Here is a 24,034-nt window from a genome sequence, read left to right as displayed (position 1 = left end):
TAGCGATTGGTACGCCCAACTGCTCTGCTCCGCCTCGGACTTCGCCGTGGCCGACGGCCTGTGCGGCGGCCCCGGCACAGGGCGGCGGCGAGGTGCCGCCGCGGCGCCTGACTGCGGTGTTGACGTGGGGGGAAAGCCGCTGTTTGACTCGGGCGTCGCTCCGGGAGCGGCGCCGGATCCGGTCGGGGGCGGTCCCGTCCGGCGGCCGTGTGTTCGTGCGCAGGAAGAGGGATGCGGTGCGTGTCACCATCGCGGACGTGGCCCGGATGGCCGGCGTGAGCAAGACGACCGTCTCCCGGGTGCTCAACACGCGCGGCGAGGTGGACAGTTCGACGGCCGCCCGGGTCCGGGAGGTCATCGACCGGCTGGGGTACGTGCCGAGTTCCGGTGCGGTGGGCCTGGCCCGTGGGAGGAGCCGCACGGTCGGCATGCTCGTCCCGTCCCTGACCTGGCCGTGGATGGGTGAGGTGCTCCAGGGGGTCGTCGACACGGTGGAGGCGGCCGAGTTCGGTCTGCTGCTGTTCACCTGCAACCGGGGCACCGACTCGGTCGAGTGGTTCACCAGCCAGGTCTCGGCCCGCGCCTTCGACGGACTGATCGCCGTGGAGCCGGAGGACACGCTGGCGATGCTGACCGCACTGCACCGCAGGGGACTTCCGGTCGTGCTGATCGACGACCGGGGCCGCCACCCGGAGTTCCCGTACGTGACCGCGGCCAATCGTGAGGGGGGAGCCGCGGCCGCGCGCCACCTGCTGGACGAGGGGCGGCTCCGGCCGTTGGTCCTGGCCGGGCCGCTGCGCTTCGGCTGCGTACGCGACCGCCGCGAGGGCTTCGACGCCGCGTACGCCGCGAGCGGCCACCCGACGGATTCCACGCTCTTCGTCGAGAGCGACTTCACCGAGGCCGGCGGTGAGGAGTCGGTCCGCCGTCTCCTGCGGGAGGGACGGGAGTTCGACGCCGTCTTCGCACACAACGACCTCGCCGCCATGGGTGCCCTGTCCGCTCTGCGCGCGGCGGGACTGCGGGTGCCGGAGGACGTCGCCGTCATCGGCTTCGACGACATCCCGGTGGCACGCCTGACCCAGCCGGCCCTGACCACGGTCCGGCAGCCGATGCGCCGGATGGGGGAGACCGCGGCCCGGATGCTCCTCGGCCGCCTGTCGGGCGAAGCGCATCCCGGGCAGCCGGTCATCCTGCCGACCTCGGTGATCGTCCGCCGGTCGACCACCGCGGGCTGACTCACCGCCAGCGCTCCGCCCTCCCCCGGCCCCACCTCACCAACCGGCGCCGCCCGTCGGCCCAGGGGCCCGCTCGCGCCCCCAATTCCCGCTGCTTTGACGGCAATCCGTGTCCGAGGGCTTGCCCACCGATTGCATCACCCCTTAAATCACACCGTGAACTAAGCGGCCCCACCGCCGTTCTCCCCATCGGCATGCCTGTGCGCCGAGCGGCACGCTCGCGCGTGAGCCCGCACCGGCCCCGCAGAAAGTTGACGCATGAGACACATCACCGACGTGCGACGCCGCAGACGGCGGGCACTGGGTGTCACACTGATCGCCACCGCGGCGCTCGTCACTCTCCCGGCCCAGCTGCCCGCCGCGGCAGCGGAGACGCCGCTGTCCCAGGGCAGGACCGTCACCTCGTCCTCGAACGAGAACGCCGGGACGCCCGCCGCCAACGTCGTGGACGGCGACCGGGGCACCCGCTGGTCGTCGGCCGCGAGCGACAACCAGTGGCTGCAGGTGGATCTGGGCGCCACGGCGTCCGTCACCCGGGTCGTCCTCGACTGGGAGGCCGCCTACGGCAAGGAGTACAAGATCCAGCTGTCCCGGGACGGCGCCAGCTGGAACGACGCGAAGACCGTCACGGGCGGCGACGGCGGCGTCGACACCGTGGACGTCTCGGGCCAGGCTCGCTACGTCCGGCTGCAAGGGCTTCAGCGCGCCACGTCCTGGGGCTACTCCCTGTGGGAGTTCCAGGTCTTCGGCACCACCGACGACACGCCCCCGGCCACGTGCGGGACAGGCAACGCCGCGCTGGGCAAGCCCTCTTCGGCCTCCTCCGTCGAGAACGCCGGCACCCCCGCCTCGGCCGCGTTCGACGGTGACGCCGGCACCCGCTGGTCGAGCCGGCCCTCCGATCCCCAGTGGGTCCAGGTCGATCTGGGCTCGGCGCGGGATCTGTGCAAGATCGACCTGAACTGGGAGGTCGCCCACGCCAAGGACTTCAAGCTCCAGGCGTCCGGCGACGGCCAGGACTGGCGCACCCTGAAGGAAGTCACCGGCGCCACCGGCGGGCGCGCGTCCTACGAGGTCGAGGGCACCGGCCGTTACGTACGTGTCCTGGGCACGGCCCGGGCCACCTCCTATGGCTACTCCCTGTGGGAGGTGGCCGTGCACACGGCGTCCGACGGCGGCTCCGGCCCGATCCAGGGCGGCGGCGACCTGGGCCCGAACGTCATCGTCGTCGATCCTTCGACGCCGAACCTGCAGCAGAAGTTCGACCAGGTCTTCGCCCAGCAGGAGAAGAGCCAGTTCGGCAGCGGCCGCTACCAGTTCCTGCTCAAGCCGGGCACGTACAACAACATCAACGCCCAACTGGGCTTCTACACCTCGATCTCCGGCCTCGGGCTCAACCCCGACGACGTCCAGATCAACGGTGACATCACCGTGGACGCCGGGTGGTTCAACGGCAACGCCACCCAGAACTTCTGGCGGTCGGCCGAGAACCTGGCCCTCACCCCGGCCAACGGCACCAACCGGTGGGCGGTCGCCCAGGCGGCGCCGTTCCGCCGGATCCACGTCAAGGGCGGCCTCAACCTCGCGCCCAACGGCTACGGTTGGGCCTCCGGCGGCTACATCGCCGACTCCAAGATCGACGGCACGGTCGGCCCCTACTCGCAGCAGCAGTGGTACACCCGCGACAGCAGCGTCGGCGGGTGGACCAACGGCGTGTGGAACATGACCTTCACGGGCGTCCAGGGCGCGCCCGCGACCAACTTCGCCACCGGCCCGTACACCACGTTCGACACCACGCCCCTGTCCCGCGAGAAGCCGTTCCTCTACCTGGACGGCAGCACCTACAAGGTCTTCGTGCCCGCCAAGCGCACCAACGCGCGCGGCGTGTCCTGGCCGGCGAACAGCGGCGGCACCTCCCTGCCGCTGGACCAGTTCTACGTGGTCAAGCCCGGCGCCACGGCCGCCACCATCAACGCGGCCCTCGACCAGGGCCTCAACCTGCTGTTCACGCCCGGTGTCTACCACCTCGACCGGACCATCGAGGTCGACCGCGCCAACACCGTCGTCCTCGGACTCGGACTGGCGACGATCATCCCCGACGGCGGCATCGACGCCATGCACGTCGCCGACGTGGACGGCGTCCGCCTCGCGGGCTTCCTGATCGACGCCGGCGCGGCCAACTCCGACACGCTGCTGCGCATCGGCCAGCCCGGTGCGTCGGCCGACCACGCGGACAACCCCACCACGATGCAGGACGTGTTCGTGCGCATCGGCGGTGCGGGCCCCGGTCTCGCCACCAACTCGGTGGTCGTCAACAGCGACGACGTCCTCATAGACCACACCTGGATCTGGCGGGCCGACCACGGCGAGGGCGTGGGCTGGGAGACCAACCGCGCCGACTACGGCCTGCGCGTCAACGGCGACGACGTCCTGACCACCGGCCTGTTCGTCGAGCACTTCAACAAGTACGACGTGCTCTGGAACGGCGAGCGCGGCCGCACGATCTTCTTCCAGAACGAGAAGGCCTACGACGCTCCCGACGAGGCCGCCATCACCCATGACGGCATCGTGGGGTACGCGGCCTACAAGGTCGCCGACTCGGTGAACGAGCACGAGGCCTGGGCGCTCGGCAGTTACTGCAACTACACCTCCGACGACACCATCGTGCAGCACCACGGCTTCCAGGTACCGGTCAAACCCGGCATCAAGATGCGGCACATGATGGTGATCTCCCTCGGCGGGAAGGGTCAGTACCGCCACGTCGTCAATGACACCGGGGCTCCCACATCGGGGACGGACACCGTCCCCTCCAAGGTGGTCCAGTTCCCCTGACCTGACCTGACCTGACGTGACATGACGGCTCGAGTCCCCGGGTGGGCCCTCCCACTCGGGGACTTCGGGCTGCTCGCATCCTTCACATCGCCACGGCGTTCAGGCATATGAACTTTGTACGCATGGGTGTACGTCTCGGCTGTCGCGTGTCACTCTCGGGTGGCCAAGCCCCCGGGAACGAACAGGAGATGCGTGCATGAAGGGACACGAGGCCGCAGTCGCCTCCGGGCTCAGCAGACGGGCGCTGCTCGGCAGTGCCGCAGCCGTGGCGGCCGGCGTGATCGCGGGGAGCGACACCGCGTTCGCGGCGCCGGGCACCCGCGGGACCGTGCCGGAGCTGTGGCACGAGTTCGTCCGCGAGCCGTACCGGCATCCCCAGATCCCCTTCGTCGGACGGGCGGGCTTCGGCGGCGGGGCCGCACGGCTGCCCCGCCGCCCGGTCGTCGCCGACGTGCGTGACTTCGGCGCGGTGGCGGACGGCCGGACGGACTGCGCCCCGGCGATCAACCGCGCCATCGCCGCAGCCGGTGCCGCGGGCGGCGGCACGGTCCGCATCCCGCCCGGCGTCCTCCGCATCGACGGACTGATCCGCCTCGGGCACTCCCACGTGGTCCTGCGTGGCGCCGGCAGCGGACGGACGACCCTCCGCGCCACCAGGAACCTCACCGAGCTCATCGGTCCGTACGGCTCCCGGTACGGCGGCGACAAGTCGTCCTGGTCCTGGGCGGGCGGCCTCATCTGGCTGGCGCCCGAGGCGCGTTGGAACTCCCTCACCGAGGCGATCAGAGCGCGCGCGTGGCCGTTCGAGGGCTGGACCGGCAACCGGCGCGAGGAGTGGCGCACACTCACCCGCACCGCCGCAGCCCGCGCAGGCGACTGGACCGTGACCGTGACCGACCCGGCGGGCCTGCGCCCGGGCGCCCTGGTCCTGCTCCGCCTCAGCGACGACCCCGGGCACACCCTGCTGCGGCACATGGCGGGGGACGGCCCGGGACCCGACGCCTACACCTGGGCCGACAAGAGCAAGCTGCTCTCCTACGTCCCCTACGAGTGGCCCGTCCGCATCACCCGCGTCCGCGGACACGAAGTGACACTCGAACGCCCCCTCCCGCTGGACCTGCGCCCCGAGTGGGAACCGCAGTTCACCACACACGTACCGGAGTTGACCGGCTCGGGCGTCGAAGGGCTCACGCTGGAGGCGGTGGAGACACCGCAGCAACCCCACCTCCTCGACCTGGGGTACAACGGCGTCGTGCTGCAATGCGTGTACGACTGCTGGGTGGACGACGTGACGGTCCGGAACACCGACAACGGCTTCGGCCTGGTCGCCGCCTCCGCCTGCACCCTGCGCCGCACACGTGTCTCGGGACGGGGCAGTCACCACCCGTACTTCTGCCGCGAGGGCTCACACGACAACCTCGTCCAGGACTTCACCATCGAGGAGCGCACCACCCCTGCCCCCGCCGGCACCCAGCTGCACGGCATCAACGTCGAAGGGCTGTCCTCCCACAACGTCTGGTCGCGCGGGGAGATGAGGATGGGCACCTTCGACAGTCACCGGGGCATGCCGTTCGCCAACGTCCGCACCGACATCACCGTGCACAACAACGGCCGCCACGGCGGCGATGCCAGCGCCGGGCCCCTTTTCGGTGCCCGTTTCACGCACTGGAACATCCGCGTCACCAACGGACGCGCGGGCCTCATGAAGATCGACGCCCTGGCGCCGTACTCCGCGACCGTCGGCATCAACGAGGTCCGGGAGTTCGACCAGATCGACGTACCCGACTTCCAAGGCGACCTGCACAGCCGGCTGGAGCTGTACGGCACCACCGGTGTGGTCCGGCCGGCCAATCTCCACGAGGCCCAGCGCGCCGTTCAGGTGCGGCGATCCGGGCGTTGAGGCGGACGGCCGTCGAGGCACCGAGGGGGCGACCCGGAATCCCACGGCGCCGAGAGCCTGCGCGGCGCGTGGTCAGGCCGCGCCGCGCAGGCGGTCAGGAGACCGGCTCGGCGGTGCGCGGCCGTTCCGGGACGGGGCGCAGGACGCCGGCCGCGGCGACGGCGGTCGCACAGAAGAGGGACAGCAGCAGGAACGTGTGGTTGAGCGCCACGAGGTGCGTCATCCAGCCGATGACGGCCGGGCCTGCCAGCATGCCGATGTAGCCCAGCCCGGCCACCCGGGAGACGTTGGTTCCCGCCGCCGCGGGGTCCGCGTGACCGGCGGCACTGAACAACTGCGGAACGCAGCCCGACAGGCCGAGGCCGAACAGCGCCCAGCCGGTCAGAGCCGCCCAGACCCACGGGGACAGGGCCGCGACCGTGATGCCGACGGCGGCCAGGGCCGCGCCGTGGCGCAGGACCGCGACGGGCCCGAAGCGCCCCGAGATCCGGTCCGCCAGCAGCCGACCGATCGTCATGGTCGTCGCGTACGTGCCGAAGGCGAAGGCGGCGGTGCTCTCGGGCGCGTCCAGCACGGTCCTGAGGTGCAGGACGCTCCAGTCGTTGGCGGCTCCCTCGCACAGCATGATCAGCAGTGCCAGGACGGCCAGGAGCCAGATGCGGCCGGGCACGGGCCGCTTCGACGGCCGGGTCCGGTCCCCGGGGCCCGCCACGGGGGCCGCCGCCGCGGGGGGCAGCAGGCCACGGGCCGCACCGAGGGCGACGACGACCCCGGCAGCGGCGGCGGCGCCCAGGGTCGTGGCCGGGTCCCAGCCGATGTCGACGGCGGCGGCACCGGCGAGCGCGGCAAGGACGCCGCCGACGGAGAACGTGGCGTGGAAGGCCGACATGACGGGCCGCTCATAGGCCTTCTCCACCTGCACGGCGTGGGCGTTCATGCTGACGTCGAGGGTGCCGTTGCCGAAACCGAACAGCAGGAGGGCCGCTCCGAGGGCCCACGGCTCCCGCGCAAGGCCGGGCAGCACGAGGGTGGCGCTGCACAGCACTCCCGCCAGCGGGACGACGGTGCGGGTGCCGAGCCGGTCGGACAGGCGCCCTCCGACCTGCATGCCGACGAAGGCTCCGGCGCCCAGCAGCACGAGGAACCCGCCCAGGGCCGCATGGGAGATGCCCACACGCTCCTCGACCGCCGGGATCTGCACCACCCACATGCCGAGCAACGTGCCGTTGAGTACGAAATAGACAACCGTCACAGCGCGGGCGACGCGCAGCGCTCTCTCCATGCGCTCACCCTAACGAACACATCGACTGTTCGGAACCACGGTTTTCTCACACTTCCGGTGTTCGGTCAGCGTGGTGTTGAATCACTCCATGAACACCGTGGAACGTCATCGCCTGATCACCCAGGCCGTCCAGGAGGCGGGCCGGGCGTCGGTCTCCGAACTGGCCGAGCTGACGGCCGCCTCGGAGATGACCGTCCGCCGGGACCTGGACCACCTGGCCGCCCAGGGCGTCCTCGAACGGTTCCGGGGTGGCGCACGCACGCTTCTGCTGCGGGGTGAGGAACCCCCCTTCTCCCTGCGCGCCCACGAAGCCGTGGAGGCAAAGCGCCGGATCGCGGCGGAGGTGGCCTCCCTCGTGTCCGACGGGGAGACGGTGCTGCTCGACAGCGGTACGACGTGCCTGGAGGTCGCCCGGCTGCTGCGAGGGCGGCCGGTCACCGTGATGCCCCTGTCGTTGCAGGCGATCCAGGTGCTCGGCGACGCGCCCGAACCGACCTCGCTCCTCGTCCCGGGCGGCCGGCCGCGCGCCGCCGAGGGGGCCCTCATCGGCCCCCTGACCCTGGCCTCCCTGTCGGCACTGCGTTTCGACACCGCCGTCCTGGGCTGCTGCGGATTGACCGCGGGCGACGGCCTGACCGCCTACGACCTCGACGAGGCGGTGGTCAAGAAGGCGGCGATCGCTTCGGCCCGCCGCGTCATCGCCGCTGCCGACGGCGGCAAGCTGGGCCGCACCGCGCAGGCCCACGTCGCTCCCCCGTCCTCGGTGCACGTCCTCGTGACGGACACCGGCGCCCCTGCCGACGAGACCACCGCACTGGAGAGCAGCGGCATCACCGTCAGGCGCGTCTGAGCCGCGCAGTCGTACGCCCTCGGCCCGCCCACCGGAACGGAGGTTGCGGGTCGCCCGCGCGCGCCGGGTTCGTCAGACGGTGAGGGGTTCCAGCAGCCGCTTGGGCTTGAGCAGCGCCCGGCTGACCGGGTCCTCCGGGTCGGGAGCCAGGCCGGGCCCCGGCTCCATGAGGACGTCCCGCGCGGGCACCAGCACGGCACACGAAGGGCATTCGCCGTACGACCCCAGCTCGGTGCCGCACTCGGCGTGCCTGAAGAAGCGCAACTGCACGCCCGTGATGTGCTCGCGCCCCCAGGCACTCAGCGAGCGCAGCGTGGGCCACAGGGCGCTGCCGCGTTCGGTGATCACGTACTCGTCCCGCGGGGGCGACTGCTGGTACCGCCGCTTCTCAAGGATGCCCTGCTCAGCGAGCCTTTGCAGGCGGGCGGAGAGGACGGCCCGTGGGATGCCGAGGTGCACGAGGAAGTCGTTGTAGCGGCGGACGCCGAACAGGGCGTCGCGCACCACGAGCAACGTCCACCGGTCGCCCACCACCTCCAGCGCGTGCGCGATGGAGCACTCTTGCGTCGCGTAGTCCTTACCCAGGGGCATGCACCCACAGTACCTCGTCGGTTCAGTGATTGAACTCACAGAGGGCGGCGGCATCGACGACGCGACGGCCGACGCTAGGGTGACGCACAGCAGGTTCAATGAATGAACCGTCACTGGATAGCTTCGGAGGCCAACCCTCATGACCCTGGGTACCTCGACCGCGGCGACGGCATCCGCCGTGCACACGCACACCTCGGCACTCCCTCCGAAACCGCGTGCCACCCTCGCCCTGACCAGCGCGGCAACCGCCCTGACGCTGATGACGTACGCGGCTCCCCTCGTCACCCTCCCGGACACCGCCGCGGCCCTGCACACCCCGCTCTCCGCGCAGGCCTGGCTCATCAACGGCACACCTCTGGGGCTCGCCGCCCTCCTGCTGGTCGCGGGCAGTCTCGCCGACGACTACGGCCGCCGCCGCATCTTCCTCGCCGGCACCCTGACCCTCGGCATCACCACGGCGCTGGGCGGGCTCGCCACGTCGACCCTGACGTTCACGCTGGCCCGCGTCGCACAGGGCGCGGCCAGTGCGGCGATCCTCGCCAGCAGCCTCGGCCTCCTGGTGCACGCCTTCCCGAGCCCGCGCGGACGGCTGCACGCCACCGGCATCTGGGGCGCCTTCGTCAGCGGCGGCACCGCGATGGGCCCCTTGGTGGTGGGCGCCATACCGAGCTGGCGGGTGGCCTACGGCCTCCTGGGCGCAGCGGTGCTGCTCGTGGCGATCCTGTCGGCGCGGACGCTGGCGGAATCCCGCTCCCCCAGGGCCGGCCGTCCCGACATCCTGGGCGCCCTGTCCTTCGGTCTGGCCCTGGTCTCGCTGGTCGCCGCCCTGACCCTGGGCCGTGACGGCTGGCTTCGCGCGCCGGTGGGCCTGCTGCTCCTCGCGGCCGTGGTGCTGGTGGGGCTCTTCGCAACCGTGGAACGCCGGACGAAGAACCCGATGGTGGATTTGGGCCTGCTGCGCCGTCCCGCCTTCCTGGGGTCCTCGGTCGGCGGTCTGTTCACGGGCCTTGCGGTGATCGGCCTGTTCAGCTTCCTCCCGTTCATCCTCCAGCAGACGCTCGGCCTGTCACCGATCGGGACGGCGTGGCTGTTCCTGCTCTGGTCGGGGCTGTCCTTCGGTGTGGCGCTGCAAGCCAAGCGCTTGGCGGGCCGCGTGCCGACGCGTCATCAACTGGCGCTGGGCTTCGTGCTGCACGCGGCGGGCGCCCTGGCCCTGCTCGGCGCCGTCAACTCCGGCTCCTGGGAGCGTCTGCTCCCCGGCCTGGTCATCAGCGGTGTGGGGAGTGGCCTGCTCAACGCGGCCCTGCCGCTGCTCGCGGTGGAGTCGGTGCCCGCCGCCCGGGCGGCCATGGGCTCCGGCGCCCAGCAGACTCTCAGGTACGTCGGCTCGTCCGTCGGCGTGGCCCTCACGATCGCTGTCGTCACCTCCTCGGGCGGCGGACTCGGGGACGGGACGAACGTCGCGATCCTGGGTGGAGCGGGGCTCTCGATCGTGGCGGCCGCGGCGGTACTGGCGCTGAGGGAACGACCCCGGCCCTGACGAGCCGTTCACGAGGGTGACGGATCGGGCGCGGCCGTCGATCGGCCCACCGGTCGGCGGCCACGGACCGGTGGACCGATCTTGCTGAGTCCAGCACATCATGACGACCCTCTCGTCATGTGAGGGAGCACGTGCCGGTGCGATCCTGTGATCATGACCTCCGCACACGATGGCATCGCACCCGTACGGCTCGGCACCTGGCCCACCCCCTTGGAGCCACTCCCCCGGCTCGCCCGGCACCTCGGCCTCGGCGCGGACGATCTGTGGATCAAACGCGACGACCTGAGCGGCATGGGCGGCGGCGGCAACAAGACGCGCAAGCTGGAGTGGTTGTGCGCGGCGGCGCTCGACGAGGGGGCGACCCACCTCGTGACGACCGGGGCCCCGCAGAGCAACCACGCGCGGCTGACCGCCGCAGCGGGCGCCCGTCTGGGACTGCGGACCGTGCTGGTGCTGGCGGGCGGCCCCGACGCCTCCGTTCAGGGCAACCTGACCCTGGACTCGCTGTTCGGCGCCAGCGTCGTGTGGGCCGGTGAGCTCCACGGCGACGCCCTGAGCGCCATGGCCTCCGAAGTCGCCGCCCGGCTCCGCGCCGACGGCGCCGTACCGGCCCTGATCCCTTTCGGCGGTTCGAGCGTGCTCGGGGCGCGAGGGTACAGCGCGTGCGGCCGGGAACTGCTCGAGCAGGCCCCCGAGCTGCACACGGTCGTGGTGGCAGTGGGATCCGGCGGCACCATGGCCGGCCTGGTCCACGCGCTCGGCGCCGAGCGGGTGCTCGGAGTCCACTGCGGCGCTGTGGCGGAACCGGCACAGGTGGTCTCCGCACTCGCCTCCGGCCTGGGCCCCACCACTGCGCCGCCCACCTCGCTCCGGCTGCGGCTGGACCAGGTCGGCGACGGCTACGGCTCGTTGCCCGCCTCGGTCATGGCCGCGCTGAAGGTCACGGCCCGCACAGAGGGCATCGTCCTCGACCCCGTCTACACGGGTCGGGCCATGGCCGGTCTGATGGCGGCCGTCGAGGACGGACACCTCCGCCCGGGACGACGCACGGTGTTCCTCCACACCGGCGGGCTGCCGGGCCTCTTCGGCCACCGGGCCGCACAGGAGGAGGCCGCGGCGGACCTCGTCGCGAGAACCGGCACGGTGTGACCGTCGGTCAGACCGCGGCCGCGTCCGACGCGGGCATCCGCGCGCCCAGGAGAGCCAGGCAGTTCAGCCACAGGGCGTCGAGCTGCGCGGTGTTGTTGTAGAGCTTGGCGAACAGCACCTGCCCCTCCAACTGGGCGACGACGGCACGCGCGGCGTCCCGGCTGTCGGAGACCTTGGCGTCGCCTCGCTCGACGGCGGCCGCGACCACCCCGTCGACCATGTCCACCTGGGCCTCGAAGATCTCCTGCAGACGCCGGCGGATGGACTCCGTCTGATTGCTGAGCTCCAGCGTGAGGTTGCCGAACATGCAGCCGGAGACCGTGCCGCACGTCTCCTGACCGGCACGCTGCGCGGCCGCCGTCTCCTCGAACAGCTGCCGCAGCCGCAGCAGGGGCTCCTGGTCGCCGCTCAGGACGCGGTCCCAACTCTCCCGCTGGGCCGCCCACTGCTCGTCGAGCACGGCGAGCGCCAGCGCTTCCTTGGACTCGAAGAAGTAGTAGAAGCTGCCCTTGGGCACTCCGGCCGTCTTGCAGATCTCGGCCACACCCAGCGCCGAGTAGCCCCGCAGCTCGATGAGCGACTGCGCGGCATCGAGGATCTTCTCCCTGGCGTCGCTGGTGCGTCCCATACCGCGAGTATACGACCATTCGACTACTGACGACGGGCAGCCGATCGTCCCGTACGGAACCGAACGCCGGAACGGCTCGGAGCCGCCCCGCTCACAAGCACCTCGCTTGCACCGCCCCTCATAGCCGGCAGAGCAGGGCGTTTGCCGCCAGCAGGCCGGTCCACTACTCTCCGGACCATGAGTAGACGGTCGGTCTACTATCGACTTCCGCACCAGGAGAAGAGGCCACCATGAACATCCCGAGCACAGGCGCACCGGGCCGTAAGGTCGCTGTCGTCACGGGCGCGTCCCAGGGCATCGGCGCCGGGCTCGTCACGGCCTACCGCAAGCTGGGCTACAGCGTCGTGGCCACCTCGCGCAGCATCGAGCAGTCGCAGGACGCGGACGTCCTCGCCGTGCAGGGAGACATCGCGGACCGCGCCACCGCGGAGCGCGTCATCGCGGCCGGCCTGGAACGGTTCGGGCGCATCGACACCCTGGTGAACAACGCCGGGATCTTCGTCTCGAAGCCGTTCACCGCGTTCACCGAGGACGACTACGAGGCCGTGATGGGCATCAACGTGCGCGGCTTCTTCCACATCAGCCGGCCGGCGGTCGAGCAGATGCTCAAGCAGGGCGGCGGGCACATCGTGCAGATCACGACGAGTCTGGTGGAGCACCCGAACTCCGCTGTCCCCTCCGTCCTCGCCTCCCTCTCCAAGGGCGGGCTCCAGGCCGCCACCAAGGCCCTGGCCATCGAGTACGCCTCCCGCGGCATCCGCTCCAACGCCGTCGCCCTCGGCACGATCAAGACCCCGATGCATCCCGAGCAGCACCACGCGGCGCTCGCCGCACTGCATCCGGTAGGACGCATGGGCGAGATCGACGACATCACCGACGCGGTCGTCTACCTGGAGAACGCCCCCTTCGTCACGGGCGCGATCCTCCCCGTCGACGGCGGACAGACAGCCGGTCACTGAGTCGCGCGCGGCGGTACCGGCCTCGGCGGACACGCTTCCGGCGTCAACTCGGCGTCCGTGCACGGCGGTCGGCGCCTTGAGTGGTGACCGGCAGCCGTGCGCGGTAGCTTCGAGAAGGCCGGTGACGCTGCCGCACCGCAGATGAGCGCCGGTGCGCGAACACGGCTGGCATCCCGCGCCACTTCCCCGAGCGCGACAGCACGACGGCCACGACAGCCCGCCAGTCACACGCCGTCCCCACGGCGGCGCCGCCTCGTTCGGACGTCGCGGGCGGGCGCCCACCGTGCGCGGAGCACGACCGGTGGTCGTCCCACCTCCGCGGGACGACGGGCCGCACCGGAGGCGTCCGCCGGCAGCGGATCACACAGGTATCCCAGGAAGGCCCCACCATGGACATGAAACTCGAAGTCGTAGTGATACCGGTGGCCGATGTCGACCGGGCGAAGTCCTTCTACCAAGGCCTGGGTTGGCGCTTGGACGCCGACTTCACCGCTGACGACGGTCTTCGCGTGGTACAGCTGACGCCACCCGGGTCGGCCTGCTCGGTGATCTTCGGCCACGACATCAGCGCGGCCGCCCCGGGGTCCGCCGATGGACTCCACCTCGTGGTCCAGGACATCGAGGCGGCGCGGAAGGAACTGGCCCAGGCAGGAGCGGACGTCAGCGAGGTCTTCCACGACGCCGGGGGGATCTTCCACCACGCGGGTGACAAGGCCCGGGTCCCCGGCCTCGACCCGGAGCGGGGCAGCTACGCCTCCTACGCCTCCTTCACCGACCCGGACGGCAACGGCTGGGTCGTCCAGGAGGTCACCGAGCGGCTTCCCGGGCGCTGAGCGGTATCGGTCAGGTGGCCACGTGGCGCAGGGCAGCGGCCAGTTGCGCCAGGTCGACGCCCGCCAGGCGGTCGAGGAAATGACGGCGCACGGAGGCGAGGTTGGACGGCCACGCCTCTTCGAGCCGGGCCAGTCCGTCGTCGGTGAGCAGGGCGTTCCACCCTCGGGCGTCCTCGTCCGCCCAGGTCCGCCGGACGAGGCCCTGGCCCTCGAGCCGGGTCACCAGCCGGGTCATGCCGCTCAGTGACATCTCGACGGCGGCGGCCAGATCGCTCATGCGCGCCTGCCGGCCCGGGGCCTCGGACAGGTGCACCAGCGCGAGGTACTCGACGAGGGACAGCCCCTGCTCGCGCATCATGTCGGCGTCGATCGCCCGGGGCAGGGCGTAGATCACGCGGGGCAGTGACCGTACGACGGCCTCCTCCTGCGCGGTGAGGGGCTGCGGGCCCGGTTCGGTGCGGTCCGGCTTCCGCGTGGCCGTGACATGAGCCCATGGTAGGGGCCCCGCGTACTCACACCGGGCGTCGGTCCGGACGGGGGAGCACACTGGGAAAGCGGACGTCGAAGGACGGGAGCAGGCATGGACGGCACGTCACGCGCCTACGACGTGGTGGTTCTCGGCGCGGGTCCCGCAGGGGAGAATCTCGCCGAACGGACCCGGGCGGCCGGACTCACCACCGTGATCGTGGAGGACGAACTGCTCGGCGGCGAATGCTCGTTCTGGGCATGTGAACCCAGCAAGGCCCTGTTGCGCCCGGTGGTGGCGCGGGCCGACGCCCGCCGGGTGCCGGGGCTGAGACGAGCGGTGGAAGGCCCCCTGGACGTACCGGCCGTCTTCGCCTACCGGGACCAGATGTCCGCCTACTGGAAGGACGACGACCAGGTCGACTGGCTCGACTCGGTGTCGGTGGACCTGCTGCGCGGCCACGGCCGGCTGGACGGACCCCGCCGGGTCGTGGTCGACACACCGGACGGCGGGACCGTCCGCCTGACCGCCCGGCACGCGGTGGGTGTGTGCACCGGGACCATCACGGCGTTCCCGGATCTGCCGGGTCTTGAGCAGGTGCGGCCGTGGACCAACCGGGACGCGACCGCCGCCCGGCACGTGCCGGACCGGCTCGTCGTGGTGGGGGGCGGTGTGGTGGCCGTCGAGATGGCCACCGCTTTCCAGGCGTTCGGCTCCCGGGTGACCCTGCTGGTCAGGGGTGAAAGGGGGCTGCTGAACCGGATGGAGCCGTTCGCCGGCGAGATGGTGGCCGACGCCCTGCGAGCCGCCGGAGCCGATGTGCGCTTCGGCGCCTCGGTGAGCGCGGTCGCCCGGGAGGACGGCGGGGCCGGTCCCGTGCACGTCACGCTGAACGACGGGAGCTCGCTGGTCGGCGACGAGATCCTCTTCGCGACCGGCCGCGCGCCGCACACCGCGGACATCGGCCTGGACACCGTCGGGCTCTCCCCCGGCGGCTGGCTGAGCGTGGACGACTCCTACCGCGTGACGGACGTACCCGACGGTTGGCTCTACGCCGTCGGGGACGTCAACCACCGGGCGCTCATGACGCATCAGGGGAAGTACCAGGCGCGGATCGCCGGTGCCGTCATCGGCGCACGCGCGAAGGGCGAGCCGCTCGACGACGGCCCGTGGGGCAGGCACGCCTCGACGGCCGACAGCGCCGCCGTGCCGCAAGTGGTCTTCTCCGAACCCGAAGTGACGAGCGTGGGACTGACCACGCGGGAAGCGGAGCGGACCGGCCGCCGGGTGGACGTCGTCGACTACGACCTCGCCCGCATCGCCGGCGCGCTGCAGTACGCCGAGGGCTACCGGGGCAGGGCCCGGGTGCTGATCGACGCCGACCGCGGCACGATCGTCGGTGCGACCTTCGTCGGTCCCGGAACGCAGGAACTGCTGTACTCCGCAACCGTGGTGATCGCCGGTGAGACGCCCGTGGAGCGGTTGTGGCACGCGGTTCCCGCGTTCCCGACGATCAGCGAGGTGTGGCTGCGCGTCCTGGAGAGCCATCGGGACCGCGGAGCCCGCGAGCGGGGCGGCTGACGCGCGTTCGCCTGCCGAGAGCGCCGAAGAGGACCGCTGAGGACCGGGCGTCGGTCAGTCGCCGCGCCAGATGTTGTCGAACGCGGCGGCCTCGATGGACCGGCGCTGCCGCTCGGCGGCGAGTTCCGTGACCGCCTGGTGCACGGCGGCCAGCACGGTGCTGTGCTCGTCCGACAGGCCGGTGAGCGCGTCGCCGGGAAGGTCGCTCAAGCCGGCCGCGGCAGCGAGGCCGGCGAGCACCGGGTCACCCGCGGCCCGGCGGTCCCTGGCCGAGTTCAGGGCGGAGGGGTCCGCAGGTACCGGCCGGGTGCGTCGCAGCGGATTGTGGCGGGAGGGGGCGCGTGTCACGGCTCCCTCCCCCTCCAGCACGCTGCGGTATCGCGCCGCGAGCCCGTTCCCCCGGCGCCACAGCCAGTCCTCCACGGTCTCGCGGGGTGCCTCCGGAGCCCGGAGCGAGGCAGCCTCCCGCAGCAGGGGGTCACCGAGTGCCGTCGGTCCGCCCGGCACCAGAACGTCGCCGTCGAGCGACAGGGCGGTGGCGTCGATGAGGTCGGCCAGTTCCGCTCCGGCCAGCGCGAGGGACAACTCCCCCTGGTCCACGGCGGATTCGGTCTGGGGGTCGTGGGCGATCAGGGCCAGGTCCCGAGCCGTGGTCATGGGCAACTCCCGAGGTGCGGAGGATCGTGCACGGGACACGGTGCCGACGAGGGCTTCGTGCATGTCGGTCGCTGTGTGCTGCCGGGGCCGGCCGTGGCGGGCGGCTCTCCGACCACGATAGGCGCGGGACCGCCGACCGGCCTTCCGGAGCGGGCGACGCAGCCGGTCGGGCACCTGGATCGCCGGGCACGGGACGCGAACCTCGCCGGCTCAGTGCGGAAGGAGTTGCTGCCCGCCGTCGATGTCGTAGGTGGCACCGGTGAGGGCGTCGTTGACCATGATGTGCGTCGCCAGGGCGGCCACGTCGTCGGCGTCGACGACCCGGCGGATCGGCAGGGCAGCGCGCAGTTCCTCGCGGCGGGCCTCGATGCGGTCGCCGAGGAGGGACGCGGACAGGGGCGTGTCGACGAATCCGGCGGCGATGAGGTTGACGCGGACCGGCGCCACTTCCAGCGCGAGGTTGGCCGTGAGGGCCGGAAGGGCCGCGGTCAGCGCGGCGATGACGGCGAGACCCGGTCCGGGGCGTCGTGCTCCCGTGCCGCCGATGAACACCAGGGTGCCGGCGGGACGGACCCGTTCGCGGCAGCACCGGGCGACCGTCAGGTTCATGGCCAGACGGTCGGCGAAGTGACGGCGGGCCTCGGCGACGTCCAGATCGGCCAGCGGCATGTAGAAGGGGCCGCCGGCCGTGACGACCACGTGGTCGACCGGTTCGGGCAGCTGTTGGAAGAACAGCTCGAGCCGGTCGGTGTCGGTGGCGTCGAACGCCGCCGTGCCCGCGGCCTGTACCTCCCCCGCCGCGTGTCGCAGCCGCTCGGGATCCCGTCCGGTGAGGACGGCCCGACCTCCCTCGTCGCGTACACGGCGGGCGGTCGCGAGCCCGATGCCGGAGCTTCCGCCGATCACCACCACCGTCTGGCCGGTGAGACGGGGAGCGGCGGGCCGAGGCGTGCCGGCGGTCATCTGGCACCTCCGAGCAGTGTGGGTTCGGCACCCTTCCGGCGGATGGTTCGGAGGGCTGAAGACCGGTGGTCAGTCACCTTGCGATGCGACAGCCCGTGGCGGTCCCCTACGAACGTAAAGCGGCATGGTGAGCGCCACCACTCGGCGCCGGTGCCGCTCAGGCTGTGCGGCAGGCGGGCGGCCCCTGCGGACACGGCCTCCTCACCAGGAGCCCCGGCCGCCCTGCTGACGATCGCCCTGCCGTGCACCAACGCACCGGGGCATGCCGGCCGACCGCTCCCGGGTGGCCGCCATGCGGCCCGGGCATCCGGGCTGCATCCGTTCGCCGACAATCTGCACCGGCTGGGCTGGGTCCCCGCCCTCACCATCAGCGAGATCGACGGCCGCGCCCGTGGCGCGGGCAGCGAGTTCGTCCTGGCGTCCGACATCCGCTTCGCCGGTCCGGGCGCCGTTCTCGGGCAGTTCGAGGTCGGAATCGGCTCGGTGCCCGGGGGCAACGTCACGGGACGGCTGCCCCGTTCCCTGGGCCGCGGGCGGGCACTAGAGATCCTGCTCGGCGCCGACGACTTCCCTGCCGGGCGCCGTCAGTCCAGTTTGCTCACCTGGTAGTGGGCGATCTGCCAGGTGCCGGCCACCTGCTTCAATACGACACCGAGGGTGACCCGGATGTCCGGCCGGTCGGTGAAGGTGAAGGAGACGTCGAGGTAGGCCAGCAGTGCGCCCTCGGCGAGGTGGCGCAGCTCGAGCACCTCGTACTCCGCCGCCAGCCCGAGGGGCTGGTGGTCGTAGTAGTCCGCGATCCCCTGCCGTCCGACGCTGTAGGGGTGCAGTCCTTGGAAGACGGCGTCCTCGGTGAAGAGTGCGGCGACCTTGTCCGGCTCGTGCGCGTCCACCGCGGATCTCCACTGGTCCATGACGTCCCGCAGGACGGTCTCCTGCGCTGCCGTGCCGGTCATCCCTGACTCCTCTCGGAAGGTGTGATCTCGACGCCGCACCCCGTACTGGGCCCTGGCTCGTGTTGCGGGCGGACTGCGGTCAGGCGGCGGCCTCGGCCGAGCCCGGATCATTGGGGTGTGATTGCAGGGCGGTGACCTCCGCCCTCATCCACGGCCACAGCGGCAGGGTGCCGAGCACCTTCTCCCGCAGCTCGGCCTCGTCGTCCGCGCGCCACACGCCGACACTGTGCAGTTCGCCGACGGGCCTCCACAGCCGGAACAGATGACCGGTGGCTGCAAGTTCCGCGGCCCGCTCGGACTCCGCGGCACGGCGTCTGTCGACCTCGGCAGGGTCGGTGCCCTCGGGAATGGTCGTGGTGATGACGACCAGGAACTCCTTCATCGCTTCTCCCCTCTCGCTTTCGTCCGGACAAGACCATGCTCGCCCCGGAAGCCGGATGACGAAGCCCGGAGGCCTCGACCTCAAACTAGACGACCGGTCCACTAAACACAAGCACGGTCATCTCGCGTCCACAGCCGCCGCCCGGTTCGTGCGCACCCCTGGGCGCACAGAGCCGCCACGGTGCGGCACCTGGACGCCGGGAGCAGCGCGGGGCGACCCTCAGGGAGGGGACCAGGTACGCGACCGGTATCAGGCCGAGGAGTTCGCCGCGCCGTACGGGGCGCTCACCGATGCCGGTCACACGGTCACGGTCACCACGCCCCGGGCGGTGGTGCCGACCGTGGACATGATGAGCCTGCGCCCCGACACGGCGGGCGGCGCGGACACCGCCCCCAGGCCACACGTGTGAGCCGGTTCGCTCAGCCGCATCCGGCACTGCGGCACCTCGGAGAGGTGCACGAGCACCAAGTACTCGCCCGTACCCACCCGATCACCCTGATCTCACCGCGGCGGTCTGACATCACGGCGGTGGACCGCCGCCGCGCCGCCCAGTTCGTCGAGGAGATCGACGAGCACCGCCCGGGTCACGTCGAAGGCCGTGCCGTGCGCCCCGTCGGAGGCCGCTCCCGCGGAGCGCTGGCGCAGCCGCGCCTCGAGACGCTCCCGCGCCTGCCGCGCGGCGGTGACGGCTTCCCTGCCCTTGCTCGTCAGGGCGACATGCCGGATGCGCGCGTCGCGAGCACTCGGCAGACGTGTGACGTAGCCCAGCCGCTCCAGTTCGGCGACGGCCTTCGAGGCGCCCTGCTGAGTCATGTCGAGCTTCTCGGACAGGTCGCTCACGGTGGGCTGCGCGTCGATCAGGTGCTGGAAGACGTACCCGTGCGACATTCGCAGATCGCCGAAACCCTGGTCCGCAAGGTCGGCCTGCACCGCGCCGGCGGCCGCGAAGCCGACGAACAGGGCGAGGCTGCCCAGGTCGAGGCCGGAGGGATCAACTGGTTCACGCATGTGCCCCAGCATCCCTTTGACAACCTCGGTTGTGCAACTATGGTTGTGCATATGACGCAGACCCATCAGCACCCCCACGTCCGTACGGCTCTCCGCTATCACGAGGCGGTGGCCCGGCTGGCCGCGCCGGAGGAGCTCGCGGAGTTCCTGCACCCGGACATGACCCACTCCCAGTTGCCCAACGCCCTGTTCCCCGCGGGCGCCGACCGCGATCGCGCGGAGACACTCGCCGCGTCCGCCCGGGCCCGTACGCTGCTCGCCGCTCAGAGCTACGACGTCACCAACGCCGTGGTCACGGGTGACCAGGTCGCCCTGGAGATCAGATGGTCCGGCACCCTTGCCACCGGCTTCGGCGATCTGCCCGCGGGCCATGTCATGCGGGCGCACATCGCGGCGTTCCTCGAATTCCGGGACGGCAGGATCATCGCCCAGCGCAACTACGACTGCTACGAACCGCTGGCCTGACATCGTCCGGCGGGCGGACGGTCCGCGGACGGTCCACAGACGGGCCAGGCGGCCGGGAAACTGCGATGCGTCCGTTCGCACAGACCTGCGATCATCCCCGCATGGCGCACGGTCTGGAATCACTGGTCCTCCGACACACCCACCGCATCCCCGCCCCCAAGGGCTCGACCGGGGAAGGCGCCACCGCCGCGCGGCAGTTCGACGCGACCCTGGCGTCCGTGGGCTTCAAGCTCTCGGCGGAACTCCTGGCCCACCTGTCCGGGCTGTCCGAAGCCGCGGTCGTGCACACCGCCAGGCGAACCCTGCGCACCGTGCAGGAGATGGTGGGCGACCACGTCCGGCACAACGCGTACTTCATCGACTTCCCGGCCAACGTGCCCGGCACCGAGGAGTTCTGGACGCGGTGCGTGGCCCAGGCACTCGTCGACGACACGTCCCGCGCACACACACTGACCCAGCTCGCGCGTGGTGTGCTGGACCTGCTCAGCCTGCCCGCCTACGGCCGTTACCAGCACACCTACGAGGAGATGCTCGCGGCGCAGGACGAGTTGATCGCCTCGGCGGGCGACCGCGTGACCGTGCTGGACCTCGGACGGGACCTGGACGGCGAGGTCACCGACCTGTACCTGGCGCTGGCCGGCAGTGCGACACCGCTCAGCGAGGAGCACCTGGGCGACCTCAGGGTCCTCGCCGAGCGGTGCGCGTCCGGGCCGCAGCCGGAGACGATCCCGGTTCGGGAGAACCGCGCCCTGGTCAACGCGGCCCGCCTCGCCGTCGGCGCGGATCCGCTGCTCGACACGGTCGTCGACGTGCTGCGGCTGGCCTGCGCGCTCTCGGGCGGCGATGTGACGCTGCGGGAGCCGACCCGGTTCCGGGCGATCCCGCGGCCGGTTCGCCGCTCGCTGCTCGCGGCCCTGGACGCCGTGGTCGAGGCGAACCCCGCCAAGCTGGCCGACGTGCACGCCCACCGGGAGCCCTTCAAGCGACTCGGGGAGCGCCTGCATCCGCACGAGTACCCGCGGTGGCCGCACGCCGCCGACGTGTTCGCCGTGGCGCGGGGCGAGAAGGAGGCTCGGTCGTTCGACAGCCGCTTCGAGCAGTTGCTCGGCGAGTCCGACGTCCTCGGTGCCGTGCACCTGCTCAAGTCCGCCCCCGGCAGGCTGTTCCGCGCCCTGGACCGTCTGCTGCGCACAGCCGAAGGCCAGGACGAGCGGGACGTGGTGGTCGCCGCCGCGGTGGAGGTCGCCCCCCAGGTCTCCGGCCGGGTCCTGCTGTCCGTGCGCGAGCACTTCCAGAACCGGGAGCGGGACGGCGGACGGCTGCGGCTCTTCGTCAACAGCCGGGGCCGGGGCTGGGTCGCTCCGGATCTGCGGCCCCCGGTACCGGCCGCCGACCGCGCCCGCCTGATCGGCGCCCTCGACGCCGAGATACGCCGCAGGCTTCCCGCCACGGGCCGGCTGCTGGTCGATCCGGACGTACTCGACGTGGCCCTCCCGATCAGCGGCAAGGCGTCCGCGGCCGGGCTCGGAGTGCTGCCCCGCGGTTCGCTCTCGGCGGTCGACGGCGAGCGCCTGCGCTTCTTCGTGTACTGGAAGCAGAGCCGGCAGCGCACCGACTACGACCTCTCGGCCCTGCTGCTCAACAGCGACTACAGCACGGGTTCCTGGCTGTCGTACACGTCCCTGCGGGCTGTCGGGGGCAGGCACTCGGGCGATGTGACCGAGGCGCCCGAGGGGGCCTCGGAGTTCATCGACCTGTCGCTGGGCCGGGTGCACGGCGCCTTCGTCGTGCCGCAGGTCAACATCTACGCGGGAGAGGGTTTCGAGGAGGCCGAGGAGTCGTTCTTCGGCTTCATGGTGCGCGACGGCGAGCAGAAGGGCCGGCCGTTCGAGCCGCGCACGGTGCGGGCGAAGTCGGAGCTGCGCGGGGTGGGACGGGTGGCGTTGCCGCTGGTGTTCCGGCGCGGGGACGACGGCCGGTGGTCCGCGAAGTGGCTGCACCTGTACCTGAAGGGCATCTCGGCGGCCAACCGCGTCGAGGAGAACCAGGTATCGGTGTCCAAGGTGGTGCGCTCCCTGGTGGAGCGTGAGTACCTGACGGTGCGCTATCTGGCCGGTCTGCTGTCCGACGGCGCCACGACCGTGGAGCTGTGGGACGAGGGGGTGGTCCCGGACGAGCCCGTGACGTACATCGGTCTCGAGCGTCCCGAGGGGCTGCCCGCGGGCTCCCGGGTCGTCACGCTCGAAAACCTGGGGGACCTGATCCCGGACTGAGTGCTAGCGTTGCCTTCGGCGAGGCCATGAAGGAGCTTCCTTCTCACATTCCTTTGCAGCAAGTTCCTTCGCTCTCCTCGCCCTCGACGTCGCCCCGGGCGGTGTCCGCGCCCACCGCGCGGGCACCGCCCGAGCCGTTCCACGGCCTTCGGTGGGGGCGGGGCGCCTGGCCGGCCGGAGGAACGCGTCAGGGGCCCGGCTGGTGCCGGGCCCCTGATGTGCGCTTTGCGAGATGCAGACCTGCGGCCTCTGGGCTGTGAGCCTCACGGTTGCCGAGCGGCTCCCCGACACGTCGGTGGTGTCACTCCGCGACGGGGCTCCAGGGGCCGGCCGGGGCGTCAGCCGCGGACGATGTTCTCGGCCTGGGGGCCCTTCTGGCCCTGGGTGACGTCGAACGTGACCTGCTCGCCCTCGACCAGCTCGCGGTATCCGTTGCCGGCGATGTTCGAGTAGTGAGCGAAGACGTCCGGTCCGCCGCCGTCCTGGGCGATGAATCCGAAGCCCTTTTCGGAGTTGAACCACTTAACGGTGCCGCTGGCCATACAGAATCCTTCGATCTCGCCGGGAGTACCGGCCTGGTGAGTGGCGGGTCCCTCCGCTCCGGGAACAGACCCGTGATCCGTTCTACCCCGAAGTCGGCTCGACTATTCGATCATCGACACAAAAGTCGCCACTTTCATGCTCCCGGTGCCTCCGCGCCCTCCCTCACCGCCTCGGTGACACCGCGTCCTGGCGGGCCGCCGCCCCGAAGCCGGCCGGACGGACGGGCCGGGGATCGAGGTGGCGGACCGGGCCGCCGTTCCCCGCGCCGTCCTACGAGCGGCGGCGTCCCGCCTGCCGCTCGCGGCCCTCGTCGCGGGCCTGCTGGAAGGCGTCGGCGATGGTCTCCGCGGCGCCGGACAAGGCACCCTTCGTCTTGCCGCGGGCACCGGACTCCGTGACCTTGCCCGCAAGTTCCGTGAGGCCGGCCGGCTTGCGCGGTCCGGCTTCCAGGTCGAGGCGGTTGCACGCCTCGGCGAAGCGCAGATACGTGTCCACGCTGGCCACCACGATCCGAATGTCGATCTTGAGGATCTCGATGCCGACGAGGGAGACACGCACGAAGGCGTCGATCACCAGGCCGCGGTCGAGGATGAGCTCGAGAACGTCGTAGAGGCCGCTGGAACCGCCCCCGCCACCCTGCTGTGTCGCGACGGTCATCGCGTCTCACCCCTCGTCTGCGTGGTCTCTCGGCGTGGTCCTGTCCGGGCCGCCCCGCTGGGAGGCGGGCATGGCATGCGAATGACCCCTATTCGCCGCATCAAACGCGCGTACGACTCCGGGAGCGGTGGCCGGGACGGGTGCGCCGACCTCGCGCCGAGGTCATCCGGGACTCCTGCGGAACGGACCGAGAAGATCGATTGCGCAACCTCGGGGCCTCGCATCCGCGGCGGGCTCTTCGATCAACCACCTGGCCGTGCGCCGTGCGGGTGGCACGGTCG

24 protein-coding genes are annotated in these 24,034 nt (G+C 71.6%); 12 read left to right on the top strand and 12 right to left on the bottom strand.

What is annotated here, in order from left to right:
* Window positions 1-236 precede the first annotated feature (236 nt).
* The 3 genes from ACZ6ZN_RS18420 (at window position 237) to ACZ6ZN_RS18410 (ending at window position 5,970) form a co-directional block, all read left to right on the top strand.
* Window positions 237-1,238, top strand: a complete 1,002-nt coding sequence (locus tag ACZ6ZN_RS18420; RefSeq protein WP_469647422.1) for a LacI family DNA-binding transcriptional regulator — start codon at window positions 237-239, stop codon at window positions 1,236-1,238.
* Between the two features lie 258 nt (window positions 1,239-1,496).
* Window positions 1,497-4,070: a discoidin domain-containing protein gene (locus tag ACZ6ZN_RS18415; protein ID WP_469647418.1), complete on the top strand. Its 2,574-nt coding sequence runs from the start codon at window positions 1,497-1,499 to the stop codon at window positions 4,068-4,070.
* Window positions 4,071-4,266: 196 nt separating this feature from the next.
* Window positions 4,267-5,970, top strand: coding sequence for a glycosyl hydrolase family 28-related protein (locus ACZ6ZN_RS18410; protein ID WP_469647416.1), 1,704 nt, complete (start codon window positions 4,267-4,269; stop codon window positions 5,968-5,970).
* Between the two features lie 94 nt (window positions 5,971-6,064).
* Here the strand turns inward: ACZ6ZN_RS18410 and ACZ6ZN_RS18405 are convergent, their stop codons facing one another.
* A complete protein-coding gene (locus ACZ6ZN_RS18405) occupies window positions 6,065-7,252 on the bottom strand; it encodes an MFS transporter (RefSeq protein WP_469647413.1) in 1,188 nt (395 codons plus the stop codon).
* A gap of 88 nt (window positions 7,253-7,340) precedes the next feature.
* Between ACZ6ZN_RS18405 and ACZ6ZN_RS18400 the strand changes: the two genes are divergently transcribed.
* Window positions 7,341-8,102 carry a DeoR/GlpR family DNA-binding transcription regulator gene (locus ACZ6ZN_RS18400; RefSeq protein ID WP_398108003.1) on the top strand — a complete coding sequence of 254 codons (762 nt, stop codon included), beginning with the start codon at window positions 7,341-7,343 and terminating at the stop codon, window positions 8,100-8,102.
* A 72-nt stretch (window positions 8,103-8,174) separates the two neighbouring features.
* Here ACZ6ZN_RS18400 and ACZ6ZN_RS18395 read toward each other — a convergent pair whose 3' ends face one another.
* Window positions 8,175-8,693: a winged helix-turn-helix transcriptional regulator gene (locus ACZ6ZN_RS18395; protein ID WP_469647409.1), complete on the bottom strand. Its 519-nt coding sequence runs from the start codon at window positions 8,691-8,693 to the stop codon at window positions 8,175-8,177.
* Between the two features lie 139 nt (window positions 8,694-8,832).
* On the opposite strand from ACZ6ZN_RS18395, the gene ACZ6ZN_RS18390 reads away from it, so the two are divergent.
* On the top strand, window positions 8,833-10,233 hold the full coding sequence (locus ACZ6ZN_RS18390) for an MFS transporter (RefSeq protein WP_469647407.1): 1,401 nt from the start codon (window positions 8,833-8,835) through the stop codon (window positions 10,231-10,233).
* Window positions 10,234-10,386: 153 nt separating this feature from the next.
* A complete protein-coding gene (locus ACZ6ZN_RS18385; protein ID WP_469647404.1) occupies window positions 10,387-11,382 on the top strand; it encodes a D-cysteine desulfhydrase family protein in 996 nt (331 codons plus the stop codon).
* 7 nt (window positions 11,383-11,389) lie between these two features.
* Here the strand turns inward: ACZ6ZN_RS18385 and ACZ6ZN_RS18380 are convergent, their stop codons facing one another.
* Window positions 11,390-12,010 (bottom strand): TetR/AcrR family transcriptional regulator, encoded by a 621-nt coding sequence (locus tag ACZ6ZN_RS18380; RefSeq protein ID WP_469647403.1) that lies wholly within the window; start codon window positions 12,008-12,010, stop codon window positions 11,390-11,392.
* A 230-nt stretch (window positions 12,011-12,240) separates the two neighbouring features.
* Here ACZ6ZN_RS18380 and ACZ6ZN_RS18375 point away from each other — a divergent pair, with 230 nt between their 5' ends.
* Together ACZ6ZN_RS18375 and ACZ6ZN_RS18370 are read left to right on the top strand one after the other, a co-directional pair.
* A complete protein-coding gene (locus ACZ6ZN_RS18375) occupies window positions 12,241-12,969 on the top strand; it encodes an SDR family NAD(P)-dependent oxidoreductase (protein WP_469647399.1) in 729 nt (242 codons plus the stop codon).
* 389 nt (window positions 12,970-13,358) lie between these two features.
* Entirely contained in the window at window positions 13,359-13,802 is a 444-nt protein-coding gene (locus ACZ6ZN_RS18370; RefSeq protein ID WP_469647397.1) for a VOC family protein, read from the top strand.
* A gap of 10 nt (window positions 13,803-13,812) precedes the next feature.
* Here ACZ6ZN_RS18370 and ACZ6ZN_RS18365 read toward each other — a convergent pair whose 3' ends face one another.
* Entirely contained in the window at window positions 13,813-14,196 is a 384-nt protein-coding gene (locus ACZ6ZN_RS18365) for a MarR family winged helix-turn-helix transcriptional regulator (RefSeq protein ID WP_469647395.1), read from the bottom strand.
* Window positions 14,197-14,382: 186 nt separating this feature from the next.
* Here ACZ6ZN_RS18365 and ACZ6ZN_RS18360 point away from each other — a divergent pair, with 186 nt between their 5' ends.
* Window positions 14,383-15,849, top strand: coding sequence for a dihydrolipoyl dehydrogenase family protein (locus ACZ6ZN_RS18360; RefSeq protein ID WP_469647392.1), 1,467 nt, complete (start codon window positions 14,383-14,385; stop codon window positions 15,847-15,849).
* A 54-nt stretch (window positions 15,850-15,903) separates the two neighbouring features.
* On the opposite strand, the gene ACZ6ZN_RS18355 is transcribed toward ACZ6ZN_RS18360, so the two are convergent.
* Together ACZ6ZN_RS18355 and ACZ6ZN_RS18350 are read right to left on the bottom strand one after the other, a co-directional pair.
* Window positions 15,904-16,506 carry a GOLPH3/VPS74 family protein gene (locus tag ACZ6ZN_RS18355; RefSeq protein ID WP_469647389.1) on the bottom strand — a complete coding sequence of 201 codons (603 nt, stop codon included), beginning with the start codon at window positions 16,504-16,506 and terminating at the stop codon, window positions 15,904-15,906.
* 210 nt (window positions 16,507-16,716) lie between these two features.
* Window positions 16,717-17,469: an SDR family oxidoreductase gene (locus ACZ6ZN_RS18350; protein ID WP_469647386.1), complete on the bottom strand. Its 753-nt coding sequence runs from the start codon at window positions 17,467-17,469 to the stop codon at window positions 16,717-16,719.
* 150 nt (window positions 17,470-17,619) lie between these two features.
* On the opposite strand from ACZ6ZN_RS18350, the gene ACZ6ZN_RS18345 reads away from it, so the two are divergent.
* Window positions 17,620-18,078 (top strand): enoyl-CoA hydratase/isomerase family protein, encoded by a 459-nt coding sequence (locus ACZ6ZN_RS18345; protein ID WP_469647384.1) that lies wholly within the window; start codon window positions 17,620-17,622, stop codon window positions 18,076-18,078.
* Here ACZ6ZN_RS18345 and ACZ6ZN_RS18340 read toward each other — a convergent pair.
* The 4 genes from ACZ6ZN_RS18340 to ACZ6ZN_RS18325 all read right to left on the bottom strand — a co-directional run bounded on the left by ACZ6ZN_RS18340 (window position 18,054) and on the right by ACZ6ZN_RS18325 (window position 19,815).
* On the bottom strand, window positions 18,054-18,425 hold the full coding sequence (locus ACZ6ZN_RS18340; RefSeq protein WP_469647382.1) for a YybH family protein: 372 nt from the start codon (window positions 18,423-18,425) through the stop codon (window positions 18,054-18,056). The two genes, ACZ6ZN_RS18345 and ACZ6ZN_RS18340, sit on opposite strands and share 25 nt — an antisense overlap.
* 79 nt (window positions 18,426-18,504) lie before the next feature.
* A complete protein-coding gene (locus tag ACZ6ZN_RS18335; protein ID WP_469647381.1) occupies window positions 18,505-18,807 on the bottom strand; it encodes a muconolactone Delta-isomerase family protein in 303 nt (100 codons plus the stop codon).
* Between the two features lie 297 nt (window positions 18,808-19,104).
* Window positions 19,105-19,293: a hypothetical protein gene (locus ACZ6ZN_RS18330; protein WP_469647378.1), complete on the bottom strand. Its 189-nt coding sequence runs from the start codon at window positions 19,291-19,293 to the stop codon at window positions 19,105-19,107.
* Window positions 19,294-19,308: 15 nt separating this feature from the next.
* Entirely contained in the window at window positions 19,309-19,815 is a 507-nt protein-coding gene (locus ACZ6ZN_RS18325) for a MarR family winged helix-turn-helix transcriptional regulator (RefSeq protein ID WP_469647375.1), read from the bottom strand.
* Window positions 19,816-19,866: 51 nt separating this feature from the next.
* Between ACZ6ZN_RS18325 and ACZ6ZN_RS18320 the strand changes: the two genes are divergently transcribed.
* Window positions 19,867-20,280 (top strand): nuclear transport factor 2 family protein, encoded by a 414-nt coding sequence (locus ACZ6ZN_RS18320; RefSeq protein ID WP_451879473.1) that lies wholly within the window; start codon window positions 19,867-19,869, stop codon window positions 20,278-20,280.
* 101 nt (window positions 20,281-20,381) lie between these two features.
* On the top strand, window positions 20,382-22,553 hold the full coding sequence (locus tag ACZ6ZN_RS18315; RefSeq protein WP_469647372.1) for a TerD family protein: 2,172 nt from the start codon (window positions 20,382-20,384) through the stop codon (window positions 22,551-22,553).
* Between the two features lie 338 nt (window positions 22,554-22,891).
* Here the strand turns inward: ACZ6ZN_RS18315 and ACZ6ZN_RS18310 are convergent, their stop codons facing one another.
* Window positions 22,892-23,095, bottom strand: coding sequence for a cold-shock protein (locus ACZ6ZN_RS18310; RefSeq protein WP_333930472.1), 204 nt, complete (start codon window positions 23,093-23,095; stop codon window positions 22,892-22,894).
* A 271-nt stretch (window positions 23,096-23,366) separates the two neighbouring features.
* Window positions 23,367-23,753, bottom strand: coding sequence for a gas vesicle structural protein GvpA (locus ACZ6ZN_RS18305; protein ID WP_369198257.1), 387 nt, complete (start codon window positions 23,751-23,753; stop codon window positions 23,367-23,369).
* Window positions 23,754-24,034 lie beyond the last annotated feature (281 nt).

The organism is Streptomyces sp. NPDC053665 (assembly GCF_055585285.1).
This window is presented reverse-complemented; position numbering and strand designations above follow the sequence as displayed.

Bases quoted from the DNA above. Each gene is read 5' to 3' on its own strand.
- ACZ6ZN_RS18410 (WP_469647416.1), top strand. From the start codon at position 4,267: ATGAAGGGACACGAGGCCGCAGTCGCCTCCGGGCTCAGCAGACGGGCG.
- ACZ6ZN_RS18385 (WP_469647404.1), top strand. From the start codon at position 10,387: ATGACCTCCGCACACGATGGCATCGCACCCGTACGGCTCGGCACCTGG.
- ACZ6ZN_RS18405 (WP_469647413.1), bottom strand. From the start codon at position 7,252: ATGGAGAGAGCGCTGCGCGTCGCCCGCGCTGTGACGGTTGTCTATTTC.
- ACZ6ZN_RS18395 (WP_469647409.1), bottom strand. From the start codon at position 8,693: ATGCCCCTGGGTAAGGACTACGCGACGCAAGAGTGCTCCATCGCGCAC.
- ACZ6ZN_RS18325 (WP_469647375.1), bottom strand. From the start codon at position 19,815: ATGCGTGAACCAGTTGATCCCTCCGGCCTCGACCTGGGCAGCCTCGCC.
- ACZ6ZN_RS18370 (WP_469647397.1), top strand. From the start codon at position 13,359: ATGGACATGAAACTCGAAGTCGTAGTGATACCGGTGGCCGATGTCGAC.
- ACZ6ZN_RS18360 (WP_469647392.1), top strand. From the start codon at position 14,383: ATGGACGGCACGTCACGCGCCTACGACGTGGTGGTTCTCGGCGCGGGT.
- ACZ6ZN_RS18310 (WP_333930472.1), bottom strand. From the start codon at position 23,095: ATGGCCAGCGGCACCGTTAAGTGGTTCAACTCCGAAAAGGGCTTCGGA.
- ACZ6ZN_RS18320 (WP_451879473.1), top strand. From the start codon at position 19,867: ATGACGCAGACCCATCAGCACCCCCACGTCCGTACGGCTCTCCGCTAT.
- ACZ6ZN_RS18315 (WP_469647372.1), top strand. From the start codon at position 20,382: ATGGCGCACGGTCTGGAATCACTGGTCCTCCGACACACCCACCGCATC.
- ACZ6ZN_RS18380 (WP_469647403.1), bottom strand. From the start codon at position 12,010: ATGGGACGCACCAGCGACGCCAGGGAGAAGATCCTCGATGCCGCGCAG.
- ACZ6ZN_RS18390 (WP_469647407.1), top strand. From the start codon at position 8,833: ATGACCCTGGGTACCTCGACCGCGGCGACGGCATCCGCCGTGCACACG.
- ACZ6ZN_RS18350 (WP_469647386.1), bottom strand. From the start codon at position 17,469: ATGACCGCCGGCACGCCTCGGCCCGCCGCTCCCCGTCTCACCGGCCAG.
- ACZ6ZN_RS18305 (WP_369198257.1), bottom strand. From the start codon at position 23,753: ATGACCGTCGCGACACAGCAGGGTGGCGGGGGCGGTTCCAGCGGCCTC.
- ACZ6ZN_RS18415 (WP_469647418.1), top strand. From the start codon at position 1,497: ATGAGACACATCACCGACGTGCGACGCCGCAGACGGCGGGCACTGGGT.
- ACZ6ZN_RS18335 (WP_469647381.1), bottom strand. From the start codon at position 18,807: ATGAAGGAGTTCCTGGTCGTCATCACCACGACCATTCCCGAGGGCACC.
- ACZ6ZN_RS18355 (WP_469647389.1), bottom strand. From the start codon at position 16,506: ATGACCACGGCTCGGGACCTGGCCCTGATCGCCCACGACCCCCAGACC.
- ACZ6ZN_RS18400 (WP_398108003.1), top strand. From the start codon at position 7,341: ATGAACACCGTGGAACGTCATCGCCTGATCACCCAGGCCGTCCAGGAG.
- ACZ6ZN_RS18375 (WP_469647399.1), top strand. From the start codon at position 12,241: ATGAACATCCCGAGCACAGGCGCACCGGGCCGTAAGGTCGCTGTCGTC.
- ACZ6ZN_RS18340 (WP_469647382.1), bottom strand. From the start codon at position 18,425: ATGACCGGCACGGCAGCGCAGGAGACCGTCCTGCGGGACGTCATGGAC.